Origin of the sequence: Paenibacillus riograndensis SBR5, assembly GCF_000981585.1 — a bacterium.
Classification (GTDB): Bacteria; Bacillota; Bacilli; order Paenibacillales; family Paenibacillaceae; genus Paenibacillus_AQ; species Paenibacillus_AQ riograndensis.
Genome location: NZ_LN831776.1, coordinates 5,259,169 through 5,276,334, shown reverse-complemented (window position 1 = coordinate 5,276,334; position 17,166 = coordinate 5,259,169). Strand labels below are relative to the sequence as shown.

General features: G+C 50.6%; 11 protein-coding genes. 5 read left to right on the top strand and 6 right to left on the bottom strand.

Annotated features, from left to right (window positions below):
• The first annotated feature begins 313 nt into the window (after nucleotides 1-313).
• From PRIO_RS22435 to PRIO_RS22425, 3 genes are all read left to right on the top strand, one after another.
• Nucleotides 314-1,939 (top strand): spore germination protein, encoded by a 1,626-nt coding sequence (locus tag PRIO_RS22435; protein WP_046507297.1) that lies wholly within the window; start codon nucleotides 314-316, stop codon nucleotides 1,937-1,939.
• A gap of 120 nt (nucleotides 1,940-2,059) precedes the next feature.
• Complete coding sequence (gene lysA, locus PRIO_RS22430; protein ID WP_046504765.1) at nucleotides 2,060-3,394, top strand: diaminopimelate decarboxylase; 1,335 nt, start codon at nucleotides 2,060-2,062, stop codon at nucleotides 3,392-3,394.
• A 143-nt stretch (nucleotides 3,395-3,537) separates the two neighbouring features.
• The gene (locus PRIO_RS22425) at nucleotides 3,538-3,969 is read left to right on the top strand and encodes a peptidylprolyl isomerase (protein WP_020427255.1); all 432 of its coding nucleotides are present in this window, start codon (nucleotides 3,538-3,540) and stop codon (nucleotides 3,967-3,969) included.
• A gap of 106 nt (nucleotides 3,970-4,075) precedes the next feature.
• Here the strand turns inward: PRIO_RS22425 and PRIO_RS22420 are convergent, their stop codons facing one another.
• Entirely contained in the window at nucleotides 4,076-4,819 is a 744-nt protein-coding gene (locus tag PRIO_RS22420) for a YwaF family protein (protein WP_020427254.1), read from the bottom strand.
• Between the two features lie 292 nt (nucleotides 4,820-5,111).
• Here PRIO_RS22420 and PRIO_RS22415 point away from each other — a divergent pair, with 292 nt between their 5' ends.
• Both PRIO_RS22415 and ltrA read left to right on the top strand, forming a co-directional pair.
• Complete coding sequence (locus PRIO_RS22415) at nucleotides 5,112-8,654, top strand: LPXTG cell wall anchor domain-containing protein (RefSeq protein ID WP_020427253.1); 3,543 nt, start codon at nucleotides 5,112-5,114, stop codon at nucleotides 8,652-8,654.
• A 481-nt stretch (nucleotides 8,655-9,135) separates the two neighbouring features.
• Nucleotides 9,136-10,536 carry a group II intron reverse transcriptase/maturase gene (gene ltrA / locus PRIO_RS22410; protein WP_046504760.1) on the top strand — a complete coding sequence of 467 codons (1,401 nt, stop codon included), beginning with the start codon at nucleotides 9,136-9,138 and terminating at the stop codon, nucleotides 10,534-10,536.
• 86 nt (nucleotides 10,537-10,622) lie between these two features.
• On the opposite strand, the gene PRIO_RS22405 is transcribed toward ltrA, so the two are convergent.
• The 5 genes from PRIO_RS22405 to PRIO_RS22380 all read right to left on the bottom strand — a co-directional run bounded on the left by PRIO_RS22405 (nucleotide 10,623) and on the right by PRIO_RS22380 (nucleotide 17,061).
• Nucleotides 10,623-11,537, bottom strand: coding sequence for a copper amine oxidase N-terminal domain-containing protein (locus tag PRIO_RS22405; RefSeq protein WP_036705308.1), 915 nt, complete (start codon nucleotides 11,535-11,537; stop codon nucleotides 10,623-10,625).
• A gap of 146 nt (nucleotides 11,538-11,683) precedes the next feature.
• Complete coding sequence (locus tag PRIO_RS22400; protein WP_020427250.1) at nucleotides 11,684-12,310, bottom strand: hypothetical protein; 627 nt, start codon at nucleotides 12,308-12,310, stop codon at nucleotides 11,684-11,686.
• An 821-nt stretch (nucleotides 12,311-13,131) separates the two neighbouring features.
• Nucleotides 13,132-13,731 (bottom strand): hypothetical protein, encoded by a 600-nt coding sequence (locus PRIO_RS22395; protein ID WP_025706130.1) that lies wholly within the window; start codon nucleotides 13,729-13,731, stop codon nucleotides 13,132-13,134.
• A gap of 16 nt (nucleotides 13,732-13,747) precedes the next feature.
• Nucleotides 13,748-14,353, bottom strand: a complete 606-nt coding sequence (locus PRIO_RS35005) for a matrixin family metalloprotease (protein WP_167345652.1) — start codon at nucleotides 14,351-14,353, stop codon at nucleotides 13,748-13,750.
• A gap of 1,367 nt (nucleotides 14,354-15,720) precedes the next feature.
• The gene (locus PRIO_RS22380; RefSeq protein WP_046504749.1) at nucleotides 15,721-17,061 is read right to left on the bottom strand and encodes an MFS transporter; all 1,341 of its coding nucleotides are present in this window, start codon (nucleotides 17,059-17,061) and stop codon (nucleotides 15,721-15,723) included.
• Nucleotides 17,062-17,166: the final 105 nt, after the last annotated feature.

The window sequence follows — 17,166 nt, the reverse complement described above, 5'->3', positions numbered from 1 at the left end:
CCCGGACGCGCAGGATGCAGAGGCCTCGGATGAACTGGGTGTGCAGGATGCAGAGGCCTCGGAAGAGCCGGGTGCACAGAATGCAGAAGCTTCGGATGAACTGGGTGCACAGAATGCAGAGGCTTCGGATGAACTGGGTGCGCAGGATGCTGAGGCCTCGGATGAACTGGGTGCGCAGGAGCCGGAGAGCGGCAAAAAAGGTTTTTTTGCCAGATTGTTCGGAGATGACGAAGAGACAGAAGACGATGCGGATCAAGCTGAGGATGCAGAGGCTCCGGCCGCACAGCCAAAAGCGAAGGCAGCAGGCAAAACCCTGAAGCAGCCGGAGGAAAACGGGAAAAGTGCAGGGGAAAATGCTGCCGGCGGGGCTGAAGCGAAGAAGGACGAAGATCCGCTCCAAAAGAAACGCGACGCTGAACGATCTGATTCTCTGGAGCAATCGATCATTTACTGGCAGGGCAATGACAACATCCCGGCTAAGCTTGAGGATACCAAAAATACACTCGTTGAGGTCATGGGTCTGAATTCATCCTTTGACGTAGTGTTCCGGGAAATGACCTTTGGCGGACAGAAGGCGGCGCTGCTGTGCATCAGCGGGTTCGCCAAGGATATCATCATCGATGAAATTCTGAAGCGCCTGACCTATCTCACTCCGGAGAATATTTCTGCGGACGTGCTGGCCAGCTTTATGGGCGAATACATTCCCCACATTCAGGTGGAGAAGGGAGACGTCCTCAGCGAGAGCATTACCAAAGTGCTGTCGGGAATGAGTGTTTTCTTCCTGGAAGGTGAAACTGAAGTTATCATCATGGACACCCGCTCCTATCCCTCGCGCAATCCGGATGAGCCGAGCATTGAACGGGTGGTGCGGGGGGCGCGCGACGGCTTCACGGAAACGCTGCTGAGCAATATTGCCCTGGTCAGAAGGCGTGTCCGGGATCCCGGGCTGAAAAATGAGCTGCATCAGGTGGGCCGCCGGACCCGCACGGATGTCTGTGTGGCCTATATTGACGATATCGTTGACAAGACCCAGGTGAAGGCTGTGACCGATAAAATTAAGAATGTGAATATCGACGGAATCCCGCTTGCGGACAAGCAGCTCGAAGAAGCGATTGTCGGCGGAGGCTGGAATCCTTATCCGATGGTGCGGTATTCAGAACGTCCGGACGCTGTCGCTTCCCATCTGCTGGAAGGCCGGGTGGTTGTATTCGTAGATACTTCCCCCAGCGTTATGATTTTGCCGACCACCTTTTTTGATTTGTGCCAACATGCGGAGGAGAACCGCCAGACACCATTTATGGGCACGTATCTGCGCTGGGTGCGGTTCATTGGGATTTTTGCTTCCATGTTCCTGCTTCCGCTCTGGATGCTGCTCGTGATCCATCCCGAGCTTAAACCGCCGATGCTTGATTTCATCGGGCCGCAGAAAATGGCCAAAATTCCGCTGCTCGCCCAGTTCCTTATTGTAGAGCTTGGGGTCGATCTCCTGCGCATGGCCGCCGTGCATACACCATCGCCACTCGGCTCGGCTATGGGCCTTATTGCGGCGATCCTGGTCGGAGATATTGCAGTAAAGAGCGGTTTTTTCGTTAATGAGGTTGTGCTCTACATGGCGGTTGCTTCCATCGGGATGTTCGCCACGCCCAGCTACGAGCTGGGGCTGGCCAACCGGACTGTCAGGCTTGCGCTGCTGCTCGCCGTGGCCGCATTCCAGGTGCAGGGCTTTATGATCGGCACAACACTGCTCATAATCCTGCTCACGATAAACCGCTCCTACAATTCATCATATATGTGGCCGTTTATACCATTTAATGCAAAGGCGATGGGGGAGATCATTATCCGCCAGCCTGTGCTTAGCTCCAAAACTCGGCCTTCCTTCAACAAAACAAGAGACAATACACGGATGCCGCCGGTTCAGGAGAAGAAAAACAAATCGTAGGAAAATACAAATCAACTGCAAATTAGTCCATTCAATGGAGTTCCCACTGTCTGTTATACTGAATACACTAAACAGATAGGGTGGAACAAGAATTTCCACAGAAATTGGAGGACTGCGCAAATGTTTTTACACGGGACGAGCCGAATTAATGATGCCAATCATCTGGAGATCGGCGGATGTGATGTGACTGAATTGAAGGCGGAATATGGTACCCCGCTGTATATAGTGGACGAGCAATTAGTCCGCCGCCGCTGCCGCGAGTACATGGAGGCTTTTACCGCATCCGGTCTCGGGTTCCAGGTTGCCTACGCCAGCAAAGCCTTCTCAGTAATGGCTATGTGCCGTTTGGCTGACGAGGAAGGACTATCGCTGGATGTTGTGTCCGACGGTGAGCTGTACACCGCGCTGCAGGCGGGATTTCCGGCTGAGCGCATCCATTTCCACGGCAACAACAAAACGCCGGATGAGATCGAAATGGCGATTGATGCCGGGATCGGCTGCTTCGTAGCCGATAATCTGGTGGAGCTGCACATGCTGCAGGCCATTGCTCTTCGCAAAGAAGTCACAGTGAACATCCTGCTGCGCGTGACTCCGGGTGTAGAGGCGCATGCCCACCATGCGTATGCCTCTACCGGCCAGACCGATTCGAAATTCGGCTTCGATATTGGAAACGGCGCTGCACAGGAAGCGGTAAAGCTCGCCGCGGCACAAAGCAATCTGCAGCTGCTGGGCGTTCATTCTCACATCGGCTCACAGATTTTTGAAACCGAAGGTTTTGAGCTGGCGGTTGAGCGTATTGCCGGATTTACCCGCAAAGTGAAGGAAGAACTGGGTGTAGAATTCCCGGTGGTTAATCTCGGCGGCGGCTTTGGTATCCGATATGTCGAAGGCGATACACCGCTGCAGGTGTCCGAATATGTGGCCGCCATCACAGGTGCCGTGAAGACGCATTTTACCGGCATTAGCGAGAAGCTGCCGCAAATCTGGGTAGAGCCGGGCCGCAGCATTGTGGGCGATGCCGGAACTACGCTGTACACTGTGGGCACGAACAAGGAGATTCCCGGCGTGCGCAAATATGTTGCCGTTGACGGCGGGATGACGGATAATCCGCGGCCGGCGCTTTATGAATCCAAATATGAGGCGCTGCTGGCCAACCGTGCCGCAGAACCGAATGAAGAAACGGTTTCGATTGCCGGCAAATGCTGCGAGAGCGGCGACATGCTGATCTGGGATGTGGAGCTTCCAAAGGTAGAGAGCGGGGATCTGCTCGCCGTGGCCTGCACAGGGGCATACAACTACTCCATGGCCAGCAACTATAACCGTATCCGCCGTCCGGCGGTGGTGTTCGTACAGAACGGGCAGAGCGACCTTGTGGTCCGCCGCGAAAGCCATCAGGACATTATCGCGAACGATATTGTTCCGGCGCGCATTGCGAAGCAGACGGTAGCGAAGTAAGTCATTTTCTGCGGCAGACGCGGGAGCCAATGTGCAAGGATAGGGCAGGCGGAAGGACTTCCGTCTGCTTTGCTTTGTGCGTCGTTTCATAGTAAACTAATAAACATGTTCCATATCTGTTATTTCGAAAGGGGTATTTACATATGGCAAAGCAAGCGAAAATTACTCTCGAGAATGGCGGCGTCGTGCTGCTGGATCTGTTCGAAAAGGATGCGCCCAACACGGTGGCCAACTTTGAGAAGCTGGCAAAAGAAGGCTTCTACAACGGTCTGGTCTTTCACCGCGTAATCCCGGGTTTTGTAGCACAAGGCGGCTGTCCAAATGGTACAGGCTCCGGCGGTCCAGGCTACACCATCGACTGCGAAATCAACCCGAACAAGCATGAGCGCGGTACCCTGGCTATGGCGCATGCCGGCAAGAACACAGGCGGAAGCCAGTTCTATATCTGCTACGCTCCACAGCCGCATCTTGACGGTGTGCACACTGTATTCGGCAAAGTGGTGGAAGGCATGGACAAGGTTGATGCTTTCCAGGGACGCGACAAAATGACTTCGGTGGAAATTATCGAAGCGTAATTTTTAATATATTCGGGCTTTTCCCGTTTACTGCCCGCAAGCAGACTTCCGGTATGGAGGTCTGCTTGCGGGCGTTTTGCGTTGTTCTGCCAGTCGCAGCGTGTGTTCACGGCTTATTTTTACGGGCATTCAGACGCTGCGGAAACCAGAAGAACACAAGATACATCAGGAGAAATACCACAAAGGCAAACGCCTCTTCCACCAGCAGATAGTACGGGTAGGGACCAAAATAATCCAATACTGAAAGTGTGCCGGGCTTGTGCGCCAGAAACATATAGTTGGCCCCGAGAATCCGGTCTGCCGCATAGACGGCGGCTGCCACGATATTGAGGCAGAGCATGGTGAAGAACAGCGATTTCCAGGTTGGCTTATACCCCTCTATCCAGGTCATGTACAGCGATGCCAGAATAATCCCGCCGTGGGCAGCGAAAAACAGCAGGAAGCGGAAATGGGGAAAAGGATACACCAGATTGGGTGTAAGCAGCGCAATAAATGCACCGCCGATTCCCGCGAAATAAAGAAAGGAGTACAGCAGACGGCTCCGGGTAAGCAGCATCACAATGGATAAGAGCAGCGTGATCCCGCATAGTTCCAACGGCAGGGAATTCCCTTTTTTCCAGACCTCCTGAGTGATGTACCACAGTTGCAGACCGCCCTCGGAGAACAGCAGCACAGCAACAAGCAGCAGGCGGACAGACTGCTTAAGTCCCGGGTTGGAACGGATGGTCCGGCGCAGGCCAAAGAGTATTACACAGAAACATGCGACTAAAGATACAGCGATCCAATGCGAAACTGAGAACATAATGAAATCGGTATCATGCTGCCGGTCGAAAAAAGCGTTGTGGCTCACAGCGTTCCCCCTTGAAAGACGAGAAATATTTGGCAAAAATAAAATTCTGAAATTTTAACAATTTCTGATTCTAATGATCTACACTAAGGTGATATAAGTATATATCGCAGTCTCTGGCCAGAAAAGAAAAAAACACAGAACATTCACATAAGATGGTCGCGGGATTTTCCGGAATACATAACTGGCTTTCAAGCGGAGTATGTTTTAACCTGGGTGTTCGGCGGTAGTCTTCGGCAGGGGCAAGAGGAATTTGCGAATCCGATAATACAAGGGGAATGGGGGCTTTTTAAGTATGGTGAAAAAAAGAATTAGCGTTGCCTTGGTCGTACTCATGCTGGTTGTGCAGTATGCGTACAGCATCGGGTTCAGCATGAAGGCTACGGCAGCGGGAATTGAAAATGACCGGGACATTATTACCAGTGTGTCGATGGCTGTGTATGGGCCGGATGGGCAGACGGTAACAGGCAGCGTGTATGACGTTGGTTCCAGTGTGAAGCTGGATTATACGTGGGCGCTTCCTAACGGTCATGGGTATGTTGACGGGGACACTTTTGCGTTTCAGCTGCCCGCGCAATTTGAACTGTTCAATGACATTAACGGTTCACTGGTATCCGATGACGGGGAGGTAGGCAGTTTTACAGTCAGCCAATCCACGCACCAGGTGCTGATGACCTTCAACAATTACATCGAAACTCATGACAATGTTCAAGGTACGTTAAGTATTAATACCCAATTTGATAAAAAAGTGATCTCGGGCAGCACGGTGCAGGAAATCGTGTTCCCGGTCAACGGCGGCACTCAGACCATTGTTGTGAACTTCAAACCTTCGGTAGGTTCAACGATCGAGAAGAAAGGCGTCTCTGGCGGTTTCAATGCGGACCACATTGATTGGACCGTCGATGTCAACAAAAAGCTGGAGCGGGTAGCGGGTGCTGTCGTTACAGACCCGATTCCTGAAGGCCTGGCTCTGGACAGCACCGTTACGCTTGCAGTCTATGCTCTGGGAGTTCAGCTGGATGGGACGGTCACGGTAGGGGCTTTGCTGGACAGCAGCAAGTATACCGCTGAAGTGACGGACGGAACGCTCAAGGTGCATTTTACGGACCCTGCCATTACAGGCGCTTACCGGATTGCCTATACTACGGCGGTTGTCAGCGATACGCGGAGCAGCTTTACGAATACGGCGTCTTTTGCCGGGGATGGCCGTGAGCCCGTCAGCTCATCTGCCACCGTCACCATCGAACGCGGCGGAAGCCTGAACAAACTGGCTACGAATTATGAATGGGGCAAACAGGTGATTTCCTGGGCCATTGAATACAACTACAACAATAAGGCGATCCCGCAGGGCAGCGGGGTGCTGACCGATTTGTTCAACAACTCGCAGGAGCTGGTTCCGGGTTCGGTGAAGGTCTATCCGGTGACACTGAACTCCTCGGGGACGGCTGTAAAAGGCACTGCCCTGTCAGAGAACGTGGACTACACGGTGACAGAAGCAACTGGGCAGGGTAAAAAAGGCTTCAAGCTGGAATTTTTGCACGATATTTCTTCGGCGTTCCGCATTGAATACAAAACCAAGTCGGCGGACCGCGTACTCACGGATACAACGATCAGCAATACAGTTTCGGACAGCACCTACAGCGTAGAGGCTTCACAGCTGATCCGGTCGGCAATCATTTATAAAAATCTCTCGGGTGTCGATTACAAGAACCATACAACGGACTGGAAAATTACTCTGAACGGCGACGGCTACCCGATGAATAATGTAGTTGTTACGGATACCTTCCCGCAGGGGGGACAGAAGTTTATTCCGGAGAGTGTGGTCGTAAGGAACGCAAGCGGTACGGTGCTTGGTGCCTCTGCCTATACGCTGGAATATAATTCGCCAGTGAAACCGAATGCCGGGTTCAAGGTGAAGTTCACCTCACCAGTCTCGGGAACCCATACCATCGCCTACCGCACAGAGTTCAGCAATGACTGGCTGTATGGCAATACGGATAATTTTGTGAACAATGCGCGGATTGACTGGGTGGGCGGTGACGGCAAAGCGCAATGGACGGAAGCGAAGGGGCTGTTCATTCCCCGTGCCGAGGTGAAGAACAATGGCTTCAAAGCCGGGGCTTATAATGCCAGATATAAACTGTTCGCCTGGACCCTTGGAATCAATTACAACAGCAAGGTGATTGCCGACCCGGTTATAACGGATATTCTGACTTCCGGCCAGATCATGGCGGACGGCTCGCTCAGGGTTTTTAACATGAATATCGATGCCAATGGTGAACCTTCCCGGGGATCAGAGATTCCTAAGAATGCTTACACTTATACTGTCGGTACCGGCAATGAGCTGAAGGTTACATTCAAGGATGCCATAAGCTCACCATACTACGTAGTGTTCAATACAACTATGCAAGGACAACTGATTGGTCCTAAGGTCGACAATACGGCAAAGCTGCTGGACGGTACCCGAAAAGTATCCAAGGATTTATTCGCCTCGGTCAACATTCCTTACGGTGGTGAATATGTCTACAAAAATGGCGTGCAGAATGGTGATAAGCTGGATTGGACGATTGCAATCAACCGTTCACAGTCCACCATAAAAAATGCGGTACTGACAGATATTCCGAGCCGGAATCAGATTCTGCTGCCGGATTCCTTCCACCTTTATCCTGCCTATGCGGAAACAAACGGAGAATTGATCAAAGGCGGACCCGAATTGGTTAGGGATTCTGATTACACACTCCGTGTCATCACGGATGAGGGCGGCAAGCAGAGCTTTGTGCTCAGTTTCCTGCATGATATTAGTTACGCCCATATCCTTGAATACAAGTCTCTGATCGTTGCGAATACAGGGGAAAAACTGGTGAATACCGTCAATCTCACCGGGACTAATGTAGAGCGGGTCACCCAGGAAACAACCAGAGAAATTACCGTCGGTGTTTCCAGCGGTTCGGGAACAGGCAGCGGTGTACGCGGGACTCTGGCGGTTCAGAAGTTAGATGCGGCAGACAGCCAGCTTCTACTCGCAGGGGCGACCTTTGAGCTGTACCGCCTGAACGGCTCCGAACGGGTGCTTATCAATACCCGGACCACGGATGCCGCAGGCAGCGCGGTGTTCAACAATATATGGCTGGGAAGCTATGTGCTGATTGAGACAGCAGCTCCTGCCGGTTACGCTCTGGATACACGTGAATACCCGGTTACCATTGGCTCTTCAGCCACAATCAACTTAACGGTGCTCAATACGAAGCTGGCCCCGGCTACACCTACGCCGACACCGACACCGACACCGACACCTACGCCGACTCCAACGCCGTCAACGACACCAACGGAGTCTCCGGTAGCGACTGCGACGCCGTCAACAACACCGACGGAGTCGCCGGGAGCGACTACAACGCCGTCAGAATCACCGGCGGTGACGGCATCACCAGCACCGACATCTGGTCCTACGGCGGCGCCAACGTCAACAGATGTTCCGTTTATTCCAGCACCCACACCTGCAGTGTCCAGTGTGCCGGGAATAATCATTGATGAGCCGCAGATTCCAGCAGGGCCGGCAGTAACTCCAGCAGCGACTGCGGCGGCTTCTCCGTCCCCTTCTGCTTCACCGGCAGCCGGAGGGAATACGGATGAGGAAACACCTATTGACGATGAAGTTCCGCTGGGCGGAGTGACAGTCGACGAAGATGATGTTCCGAAAGGAACCGCTGTTAATCCTGCAGCTGACGGCAAGCTCCCTCAGACTGGTGAAAGCAGCCCGCTGCCTATATATATGGCCGGTTTGGCTCTGGTCCTTGCCGGGTTTATTCTCAGCAGAGTATTCAAAAACCGTAAAGAGTAGGAACAACCCGATACAGTAAAAAAGGCACACGGCAGATTTATTGCCGTGTGCTTTTCGTCTTGTGCGCCCGGCATGGGCGATAACTAGGCGGTGAAAGTCCGCTACAGGCTTGGCAGTAGGAACTGTTAGCCAAGGGCAAGGGTGTCCACCGCGAGGCGGAATCTGAAGGAAGCCAGAGGCAAACCCTCGGTCTGACGAACAGAAATCACATACAAGGCATGCTGGGACGGACGAGCTTGCAATCCAAAGCAAAGTCCAATACTGCCCGAATCTCAGGATGTAAATGTGGCAGATAGATGAGGGGAAGGTTATCGCTCTTACCCGGGGAGGTCTCACAGACGTCCGGTAGGAAAAAAATCCGAAAGACGGAGTAAAGCTTGCTGTGAGAAGTCAGCAGAGGCCATAGTACCGGGAAGTTTTTTTTTCGGAAAGGGCCAAACAATCGCAAGTCTCGATTACATACCAGAAGGGATATGGCGCGATGAAAGCAGAATACCGAAAGGGCTACCCGCAAAGGGATAACGTGGAACGCGATGAGTATGCGGGAGCGCGGAGCGCCAGCGTTCGGGAACGTAGAGAAAGAGGCGGTGCAACAGACCTGCTAGAGCAGATTTTGAACAGAGACAATCTGAACAGGGCCTACAAGCAGGTGAAACGTAACCACGGAGCGCCGGGAATCGACGGAATGACCGTAGAAGACGCGTTGTCATGGTTACAGGAACATAAGGGCGAGCTTTTACAGAGTATCCGAGAAGGCAGATACAAGCCAAGCCCGGTACGGCGCAAGGAAATTCCCAAACCAGATGGAAGCGGAGTCCGGAAGCTGGGCATCCCTACGGTCATAGACCGGGTGATTCAACAGGCGATCTCCCAGCAGCTACAACCCTTGTTTGAACGGCTCTTCTCTGACGGAAGCTACGGCTACCGCCCCGAGCGGAGTGCGCAGCAGGCCATCCGAAAGGTAAGAGAGTACGCACAGCAAGGCTACGGCTACGCAGTCGAAATCGACCTCTCCAAATATTTTGACACCCTGAATCATGAATTGCTGATGAATCTGCTACGCAAGCAAATCCAGGATCACCGTGTAACCGACCTGATTAAGAAATATCTGAAAAGTGGGGTTATGGAGAATGGGGTACACTGCAAAACGGAGGAAGGCTCTCCGCAAGGAGGCCCCTTATCTCCACTGCTTGCGAATATTTATCTGAACGAATTCGACCAGGAGATGAGCAGCCGTGGAGTGAAGGTCATTCGGTATGCAGACGATATCGTGGTACTAGCGAAAAGCAAACGGGCAGCAACGCGGCTTCTGGAATCCTGCCGGAAGTACCTGGAGAATAAACTGAGACTCCAGGTGAATGCGCAGAAAAGCAAGGTCGTGAGCGTAGTGGCTCGGAAGCATTTCAAGTTTCTTGGCTTTGCCTTGGGCAAGAACGGAAATGGAGTGTATATTCGCGCCCATGGTCAATCCCTCGCCAAAGCAAAGAAGAAGTTGAAGGAACTGACGAGCCGCAGTCAGGGCAGGAATGTTCCACAAGTGATGGAGAAGGTGAAAGTCTACATTCGCGGCTGGATCGGCTACTTCTACGTAGCCGATATAAAACGGATCTTGCAAAGCTGGAGCGAATGGCTGCGTAGAAGGCTGCGAATGTACATCTGGAAACAGTGGAAGAAGCCCAAAACAAAGGTACAAAACCTACGGAAACTGGGAATACCAGAGTGGCAGGCTTACCAATGGGGGAACTCCCGCCTGGGCTACTGGCGAGTGGCCGGAAGCCCGGTGCTGTCCCGTTCCATAACAAACGAAAAGCTCGCACAGGCCGGATATTATGACTTCCCTGCACAGTACGAGCAATTACGTAAATTGCACTTATGCGGTTGAACCGCCGTATACCGAACGGTACGTACGGTGGTGTGAGAGGTCGGCTACTCAGTCAATGGGTAGCCTCCTACTCGATTGGATATGTTTTAAGATGTTTTCTCTTCCGGAATGTCAAAAAACTGATTTAAATTCATCTCCTTTGTCCCCAGGGTCTTGACTTCTCCGTTAGGCTCCACGAACCCGTATTTTGCTTCTCCGACATGCCCCATAAATTCAAAAAAAACTACACGACTCGTTATTTTTGGAAGTTCGCCGTCCTGGTTGGTGATTTTTAGAGGCAAAAAGAACAGGCCGCTGGAGGCTTTAACCGAATCAAAGGTGGCCGTCCATTTTTTCTCGCTGTGGTTTCCCACAACTTCGTAATATGAAATGCTGTTGCCTCCAGTCAAGAAAAATTGGTCCGCTTTTCCTTCCGGGAAATAATAACCTTGATTACCCCCTACTTCGCTGGGAGTAATATCCAAGGCTTTCAACGAGCTAACCATTGGAAATTTTAGCGCTGCGCTTCGGGCTTCGGCCAGGCTGGACGAGGCAAATTGTTCCTTTAGCTCTTCCTCTTCACTGGATTTGGCGACGAATACAATCCGTTGTTTGGGATTCCACAGGACATACGCCCCCGTCGATTCTGCGATAAAACGCAAGGGAACCATGACACGCCCTTGTTTTAGGGTCGAGGCTGCTTCCAGTTTCACTTCTTTATTTCCAACCTTTGCTGTTTTCTGACCCGCCACTAAGGTGATGGTTTCGCCGTTTCGGGTAAGCGTGACGGTCTTGGATGCGTTATTCCATTGTACCGAGCTGCCGGGTATTTGTTGGGCTACCTGCAAAGGAACCATTGTGGTTCCTTTGGTGATATAAGGGGCCACATCCATATTTGCGTAAATGCCATTGATACTAATTTTGATAGCTGAGGAAGCTGCGGAAGCCGTTCCTGTAGGTAGGGCACTTCCTACGACTAGCAGGGACGCGATGAGACATCCGATGAATCCTCTTTTCAACATCTTGTTCACGTTATCATATCCTCCTTGTTCCATTTTTGGTCTTCACTCCCTGTATTATAGACGCACGAAAATCCAAAATGTTACTAAAAACAAAGAAGAAACTTCTATAAAAGAAGTTTCTTCTTTGTTTTATATGACTACTCCTGTTAGGCAGGGTCAAGCTTGGTAATAAGCGGAGCGAAGTTATAGATGGTGAATTTGTCGGCGCTGGTGGGATCAGCAGGATGTTCCTTGGTGCTGACTACTACACGACTGGTGGAAGACAGATTGTCCGTCCATGTATTGTAAACCGCTCCCGCGGTATCCATTCGCAGCTGGGTTTGCGAAAAGCTGGCTTGGCTGTACGAGCTACCGCCCTGGTCTTGCACGCCATGAATCATTTTGACTTTGTTGTGGGTACTCAGCAGGTTTTTGGTAGCACCGACGTTGACGTTATTCGTCCAAGGCAGGGGTGAACCATTTACGTACAAGGTTGCCCGGTTCGTCGCATAGTCGTATACCAGTTTCAAATCTACGGTCTGACCTTTGGCCAGGCTGGCCACCGGATGAGATTCATTATACGTTGATACGTCCCCATAGGAAGAGCCGAGAAACACCTTAAATCCTTCGTAGGAATACGAAATGCCGCTTTCAATGGCCGCATCCCCAATGCCCAGATACCAATCAACATAGCCGTTGACAGCGTTAATAGTCGTGGGCAAAATGAGCTTGGTTGTCACCCCCGTATAAGAGGCCGAGTTGGTAATTGTTCGTACTGCACCGTGTCTGTTCATTGTTTTTCTCTCCTTATTTGTGTGAGATGAGTAGCTTGGAAGCTGGAGCGCCGTCTTGCTTCTCATCTATTAGGGAGAATTTAGAGGGTAATTTACAACCTTTTTCTTTTTTTAATCTCTGAACGGCGAAACGACGCCGGGGGAAACGGAATGATACGTCCAGGTGAAGCAGTATTCACTTGGGCGCTTTTTGTGTTCAGCCAGAAACCCAAGAGCTGAAGGATAAAGCAAACGACCGGTCGGGCTGAGGCTACCGGCTCTAAGGCGTCTGAAAAACACCGCCCAAGAGCCGGTACGCCCCCTGCGGGGTTACTCCGGCCGATAACAAGAGCGCCTAAGCCGGGCAAAAGCGCCCCGGCCAAGGCGCTCTAGGTTCCTGTCCGTCGCTTCACACCGAGTACGGAGCTTAAGGCCAGGTCAAATGCGTTGTGGGCGAGATCGAGGAAGGCATGACGGCACCATGACTCCGCTGACGCTCATGAAGAAGCGGGCAACGCCTTGGCGCTGCCCGCTTTGTGTGTGGAAATGCTTTAAAATTTGTTCTCTTCCGGAATGTGGAAAAACTGATTTAACTTCATCTCTTGCTGCCCCAGGGTAGTGACTTCTCCGTTAGGTTCCACAAACCCGTAAGTGGCTTCCCCGATGGGTCCCATAAAGTTGTAAAAGACCACGCGCTTCGTTACTTAAGGAGAGAATCGGCGACCGCCGGTTCTTTTTGATGTGGCACATAAAAGGTTAACCCCCCAGCAGAGGTTAACCTTTAATTCTTTATTTGATGTGAAAAGAGTTGCAAGAACCACCTCAATGATCAGCTAGACAGATCATTGAATATCGATATTATCAAGAATATTGCTTTTAATTATTTCTTGTTTGATTTGTTGTTGTTTTTCATTCTGGCTTTCATTGAGGTCGGTGTTATCAATATTATATTTCCCCAACTCGGCAGCGATAATAAAGTAAAGTCCCTCTGAATTTTGTTTAAGGTAAAGTAGGTATTCGCTGGATTGTTGTAATTCGGTATACTCATCCCGTGTTATCTTGCTTTTACCTGTAAGTGTTTGAACGTAACCTATGGGTTCGCCGACTTCAATTATTGAATCATTTGGCACATCACCCTTTAGGGCCTGCTTTACGGAAAAATCGGTTTTTGTATAAAAGTCCTGAATTGCTCCTGTTGGGTAACTTACATTAATGTGTTCTCGATTCTCAAAGCTTTGATCAGTGGAGCCAACTACAACTAAATCTGCTTCATTGAAGAGTGCTTCTTCTGTTTCGTAGTCAGGATATACAGCCGCTGTGTTAATTACTGTGCTTTTAACTGAATTATAAATGAAAAAATAATAGGCACTAGCGAAAACAAAAAATAAAAGTAGAATTGTTAAGAACATATGGAAAGGTTTACGAATATTATAAGTTTTCATATTTAGTCTCCCTTAATTAATTTCCGTAAATAGATTTTAATTGATTTCTATCGTAAGTTGTAGGACTGGCAGATGTTTCGTTACCTTGCCAACCGCCTTTCATTACAGAATTTTGAGCATTTGTACCTGTGGTGTGATCTAATCCTAAAGAGTGACCGATTTCGTGTGTTGCTGTGAATCGAGCTTTAAGTGCAGAGGCAGCAGCGTCATTAGGAACAGTAACGTTATTGTGATACAAAGAATTTACTGAATAATCCCAATTTTTTTCATATTTATTAACAGGAATATTTCCCGGCCAAAAAACATTATAGGCAACATTTAAACCTAACAGTAAGGGATCGCTTGTAGTCCCAGCATAGTACTCATCAATACTATTCCCATTAGGTGATGAAGCTTTACTAATAGAGACATTGGAACTAATTCCGCCCCAATTAGAACGTGCTGTATCATAAGTACCTGTATAACCATAGGATGCAACTGACGAGTCGTACCATGCGCTAAAAATACCACCATTTTTACGTTTATATCCATATAAATCAGCATCAGCATTTCCGATAAATATTGTGCCTGCTAGAGTTCCGAGTAGAGATAGGGACAAGATAGCTTTAATTTTACTTTTCAATTTAGAACCTCTTTTCTGTAAAAGGATTTGGAGTGAAATTTGGTTTGAAGCAAAACAAAAAAAGGTGTATTTTACTATAAAACCCATTCTATTGCATTAAAATGAATATAATTACAAGGTAAATTTTACTATAGATATATTTATGAGTAAACAGTTACATATAAATAAAGAAATACAAATAGGCTACTAATTATGGAGGAGTAATAAAAAAGCATTCAGGTGGTTTCCACTTGGGCGTTTTTTGTTCTGACAAAGGAAAGAAACAGAAGGTCTAAATAGAGGTTGGGCTGATGCTACCGGCTCTTAGTGGGCCGCTCTTGCCGCCTTAGAGCCGGTACGCCCCGCTGCGGGGTTACTCCGGCGATAACCAGCCGAGCAAAAGCGCCCCAGCCAAGGCGCTCTAGGTTCCTGTCCGTCGCTTCACACCCCGCACGGAGCTTAAGGCCAGGTCAGACGCGTTACCGGTGAGATCGGGGGAAGGCATGACGGCTTGATGCGCGCTCCGCTAGGCTGCGCCCGCATCGAGCCGTCATGCAAGAGTCGGCACCATGACTCCGCTGGCGCTCATGAAGAAGCGGGCAACGCCTTGGCGCTGCCCGCTTTGTGTGATACGCCCGGCATGGGCGATAACTAGGCGGTGAAAGTCCGCTACAGGCTTGGTAGTAGGAACTGTTAGCCAAGGGCAAGGGTGTCCGCCGCGAGGCGGAATCTGAAGGAAGCCGGAGGCAAACCCTCGGTCTGACGAACAGAAATCACATACAAGGCATGCTGGGACGGACGAGCTTGCAATCCAAAGCAAAGTCCAATACTGCCCGAATCTCAGGATGTAAATGTGGCAGATAGATGAGGGGAAGGTTATCGCTCTTACCCGGGGAGGTCTCACAGACGTCCGGTAGGAAAAAAATCCGAAAGACGGAGGAGTACGAGCAATTACGTAAATGGCACTTATGCGGTTGAACCGCCGTATACCGAACGGTACGTACGGTGGTGTGAGAGGTCGGCTACTCAGTCAATGGGTAGCCTCCTACTCGATTGCTTATATTGTTCCACTCTGCAAAAGTGAGTTCTACTGTATAAAAGGGACAGCGAAATTTTAGTAAGGAGGAACACAGTCAGGTTGCTGCAGGCAAGTGAAGTGGAATTAGGGAACCTAAATCGGCTCAAAAGCCTTCAACAGAAGGTATTAGGTGGAAAAAAGTATACTTATTCGAAGCGGATTTACCCGAAACGGCCGGAACGGGCCGGATTAAGTTTACTTTTTCCCACTAACGCTTGCCGGGGGTCAGGAAAGGATGAATGAAGTGGACTTTTTCCACTTGAGCTGCCGTTTGGTGCAAAGAGGAGGGTTGGAGCTGCAGGCTGCCTTTTCAGGCATGAAGCTCCGGAAGGGGGTCCCGGTTCTGCATGACCTCCAGCGCCCGGCCGTTTTTAAGTCCTCTTCGTCCTAATAGGGCGACTAATACAATCGCAACGCCGGAAGCCAGCAGCAGGAAACCGGACGGGACCCGGTCCAGCAGCATCCCATACAGAATCATCCCTGCCGGCGCGATGGCCCCTGAGGCAGTCTCGACAACAGCAAACACTCTTCCGCGATATTCTTCTTCCACCGTTTGCTGCAGGTACACCTGGATGGGGATATTGATATTCATCACTGTGACACCCACAAGAAACATCAGTATAAGCAGGAAAAAATAAGCGGAAGTGGTACTGAACGTAAACAGCATGGGAAGCGCCATGGCTATGAACAGCAGGCCAAGTGTGGACAGGCCGAGGATCAGCGAGCCGGCGGGGCTGGTTTTTTGGCGGCGGACGGTCAGCAGCAGGGACATAGCCAGTATGCCTGCCGCCATCATGGCATTAATGGTGCCATATTGGCTGGAAGAGAGCGAAAGGGACTTCACAGCGACAAAGGGCATTACAACATTGAGCGATACCACGAAAAAGTTGACCCAGAAAACGATGTTGATTACTGCGCGGATGACAGGTTTCTTAAAAACATAAGAAATGCCTCCGGCAAGGCTGCTCCGCAGCTCTGCCAATACTTTGGTTTGTACCCGCCGGGCATCACCTCCCGGGACGGAATCCGGCAGTTCGGTCTGTACTCCCGTGACCGTGGAGGGTTTGAACCGCAAACCACAGCTCATGAGGGTCGAAACGGCAAAGCCCGCCGCGTTCAGCAGCATGAACAGCTTGAGGGGGACCAGGGCGTACAGCATTCCGCCGAGCACTGGCGCGAGCAGGTTGCCGATGGAGCCGGCGATTTGATTGAGCGACCCGGCACGCTGGATTTGTTCATCCTCCACAAGCTGCAGCAGTGAGGAGGAGACGGCAATTCCATAAAAGGTGGAGCAGACGGACAGCAGAACCAGGGACGCATAGACAGGAAGCAGTGACACACCTCCCAGGGAGACGGTCAGAAAGGTCAGCAGAAGCGTCAGGACGGCGGCAAGATCAGAGCAGATCAGCAGCTTGCGGCGGTTCATCCGGTCAGCGGTTACGCCGGCGAAGGGCGCAAGCAGAATCCGGGGCAGCAGCCCGCAGACCATCGTAACCGCAAAGCTTCCTCCGGAGCCTGTGAGCTTCAGAATAAATAATCCCACCACGAAGGTATACATTCCGGAGCCCAGGACAGATGCCAGTTTGCCCGTAAAGAACAGCAGCATGTTCCGGTTGCTTGGAGTCCAAAAAACACGGTCATTCATCTTCATATGAAACCCTCTTTCATAAAGTTAAGTATTATTAAACTTATTCTAAGTCGGAAGGGATTAATATGCAATGAAAAGTTAAATTATATTTAACATTACTTTCTCTGA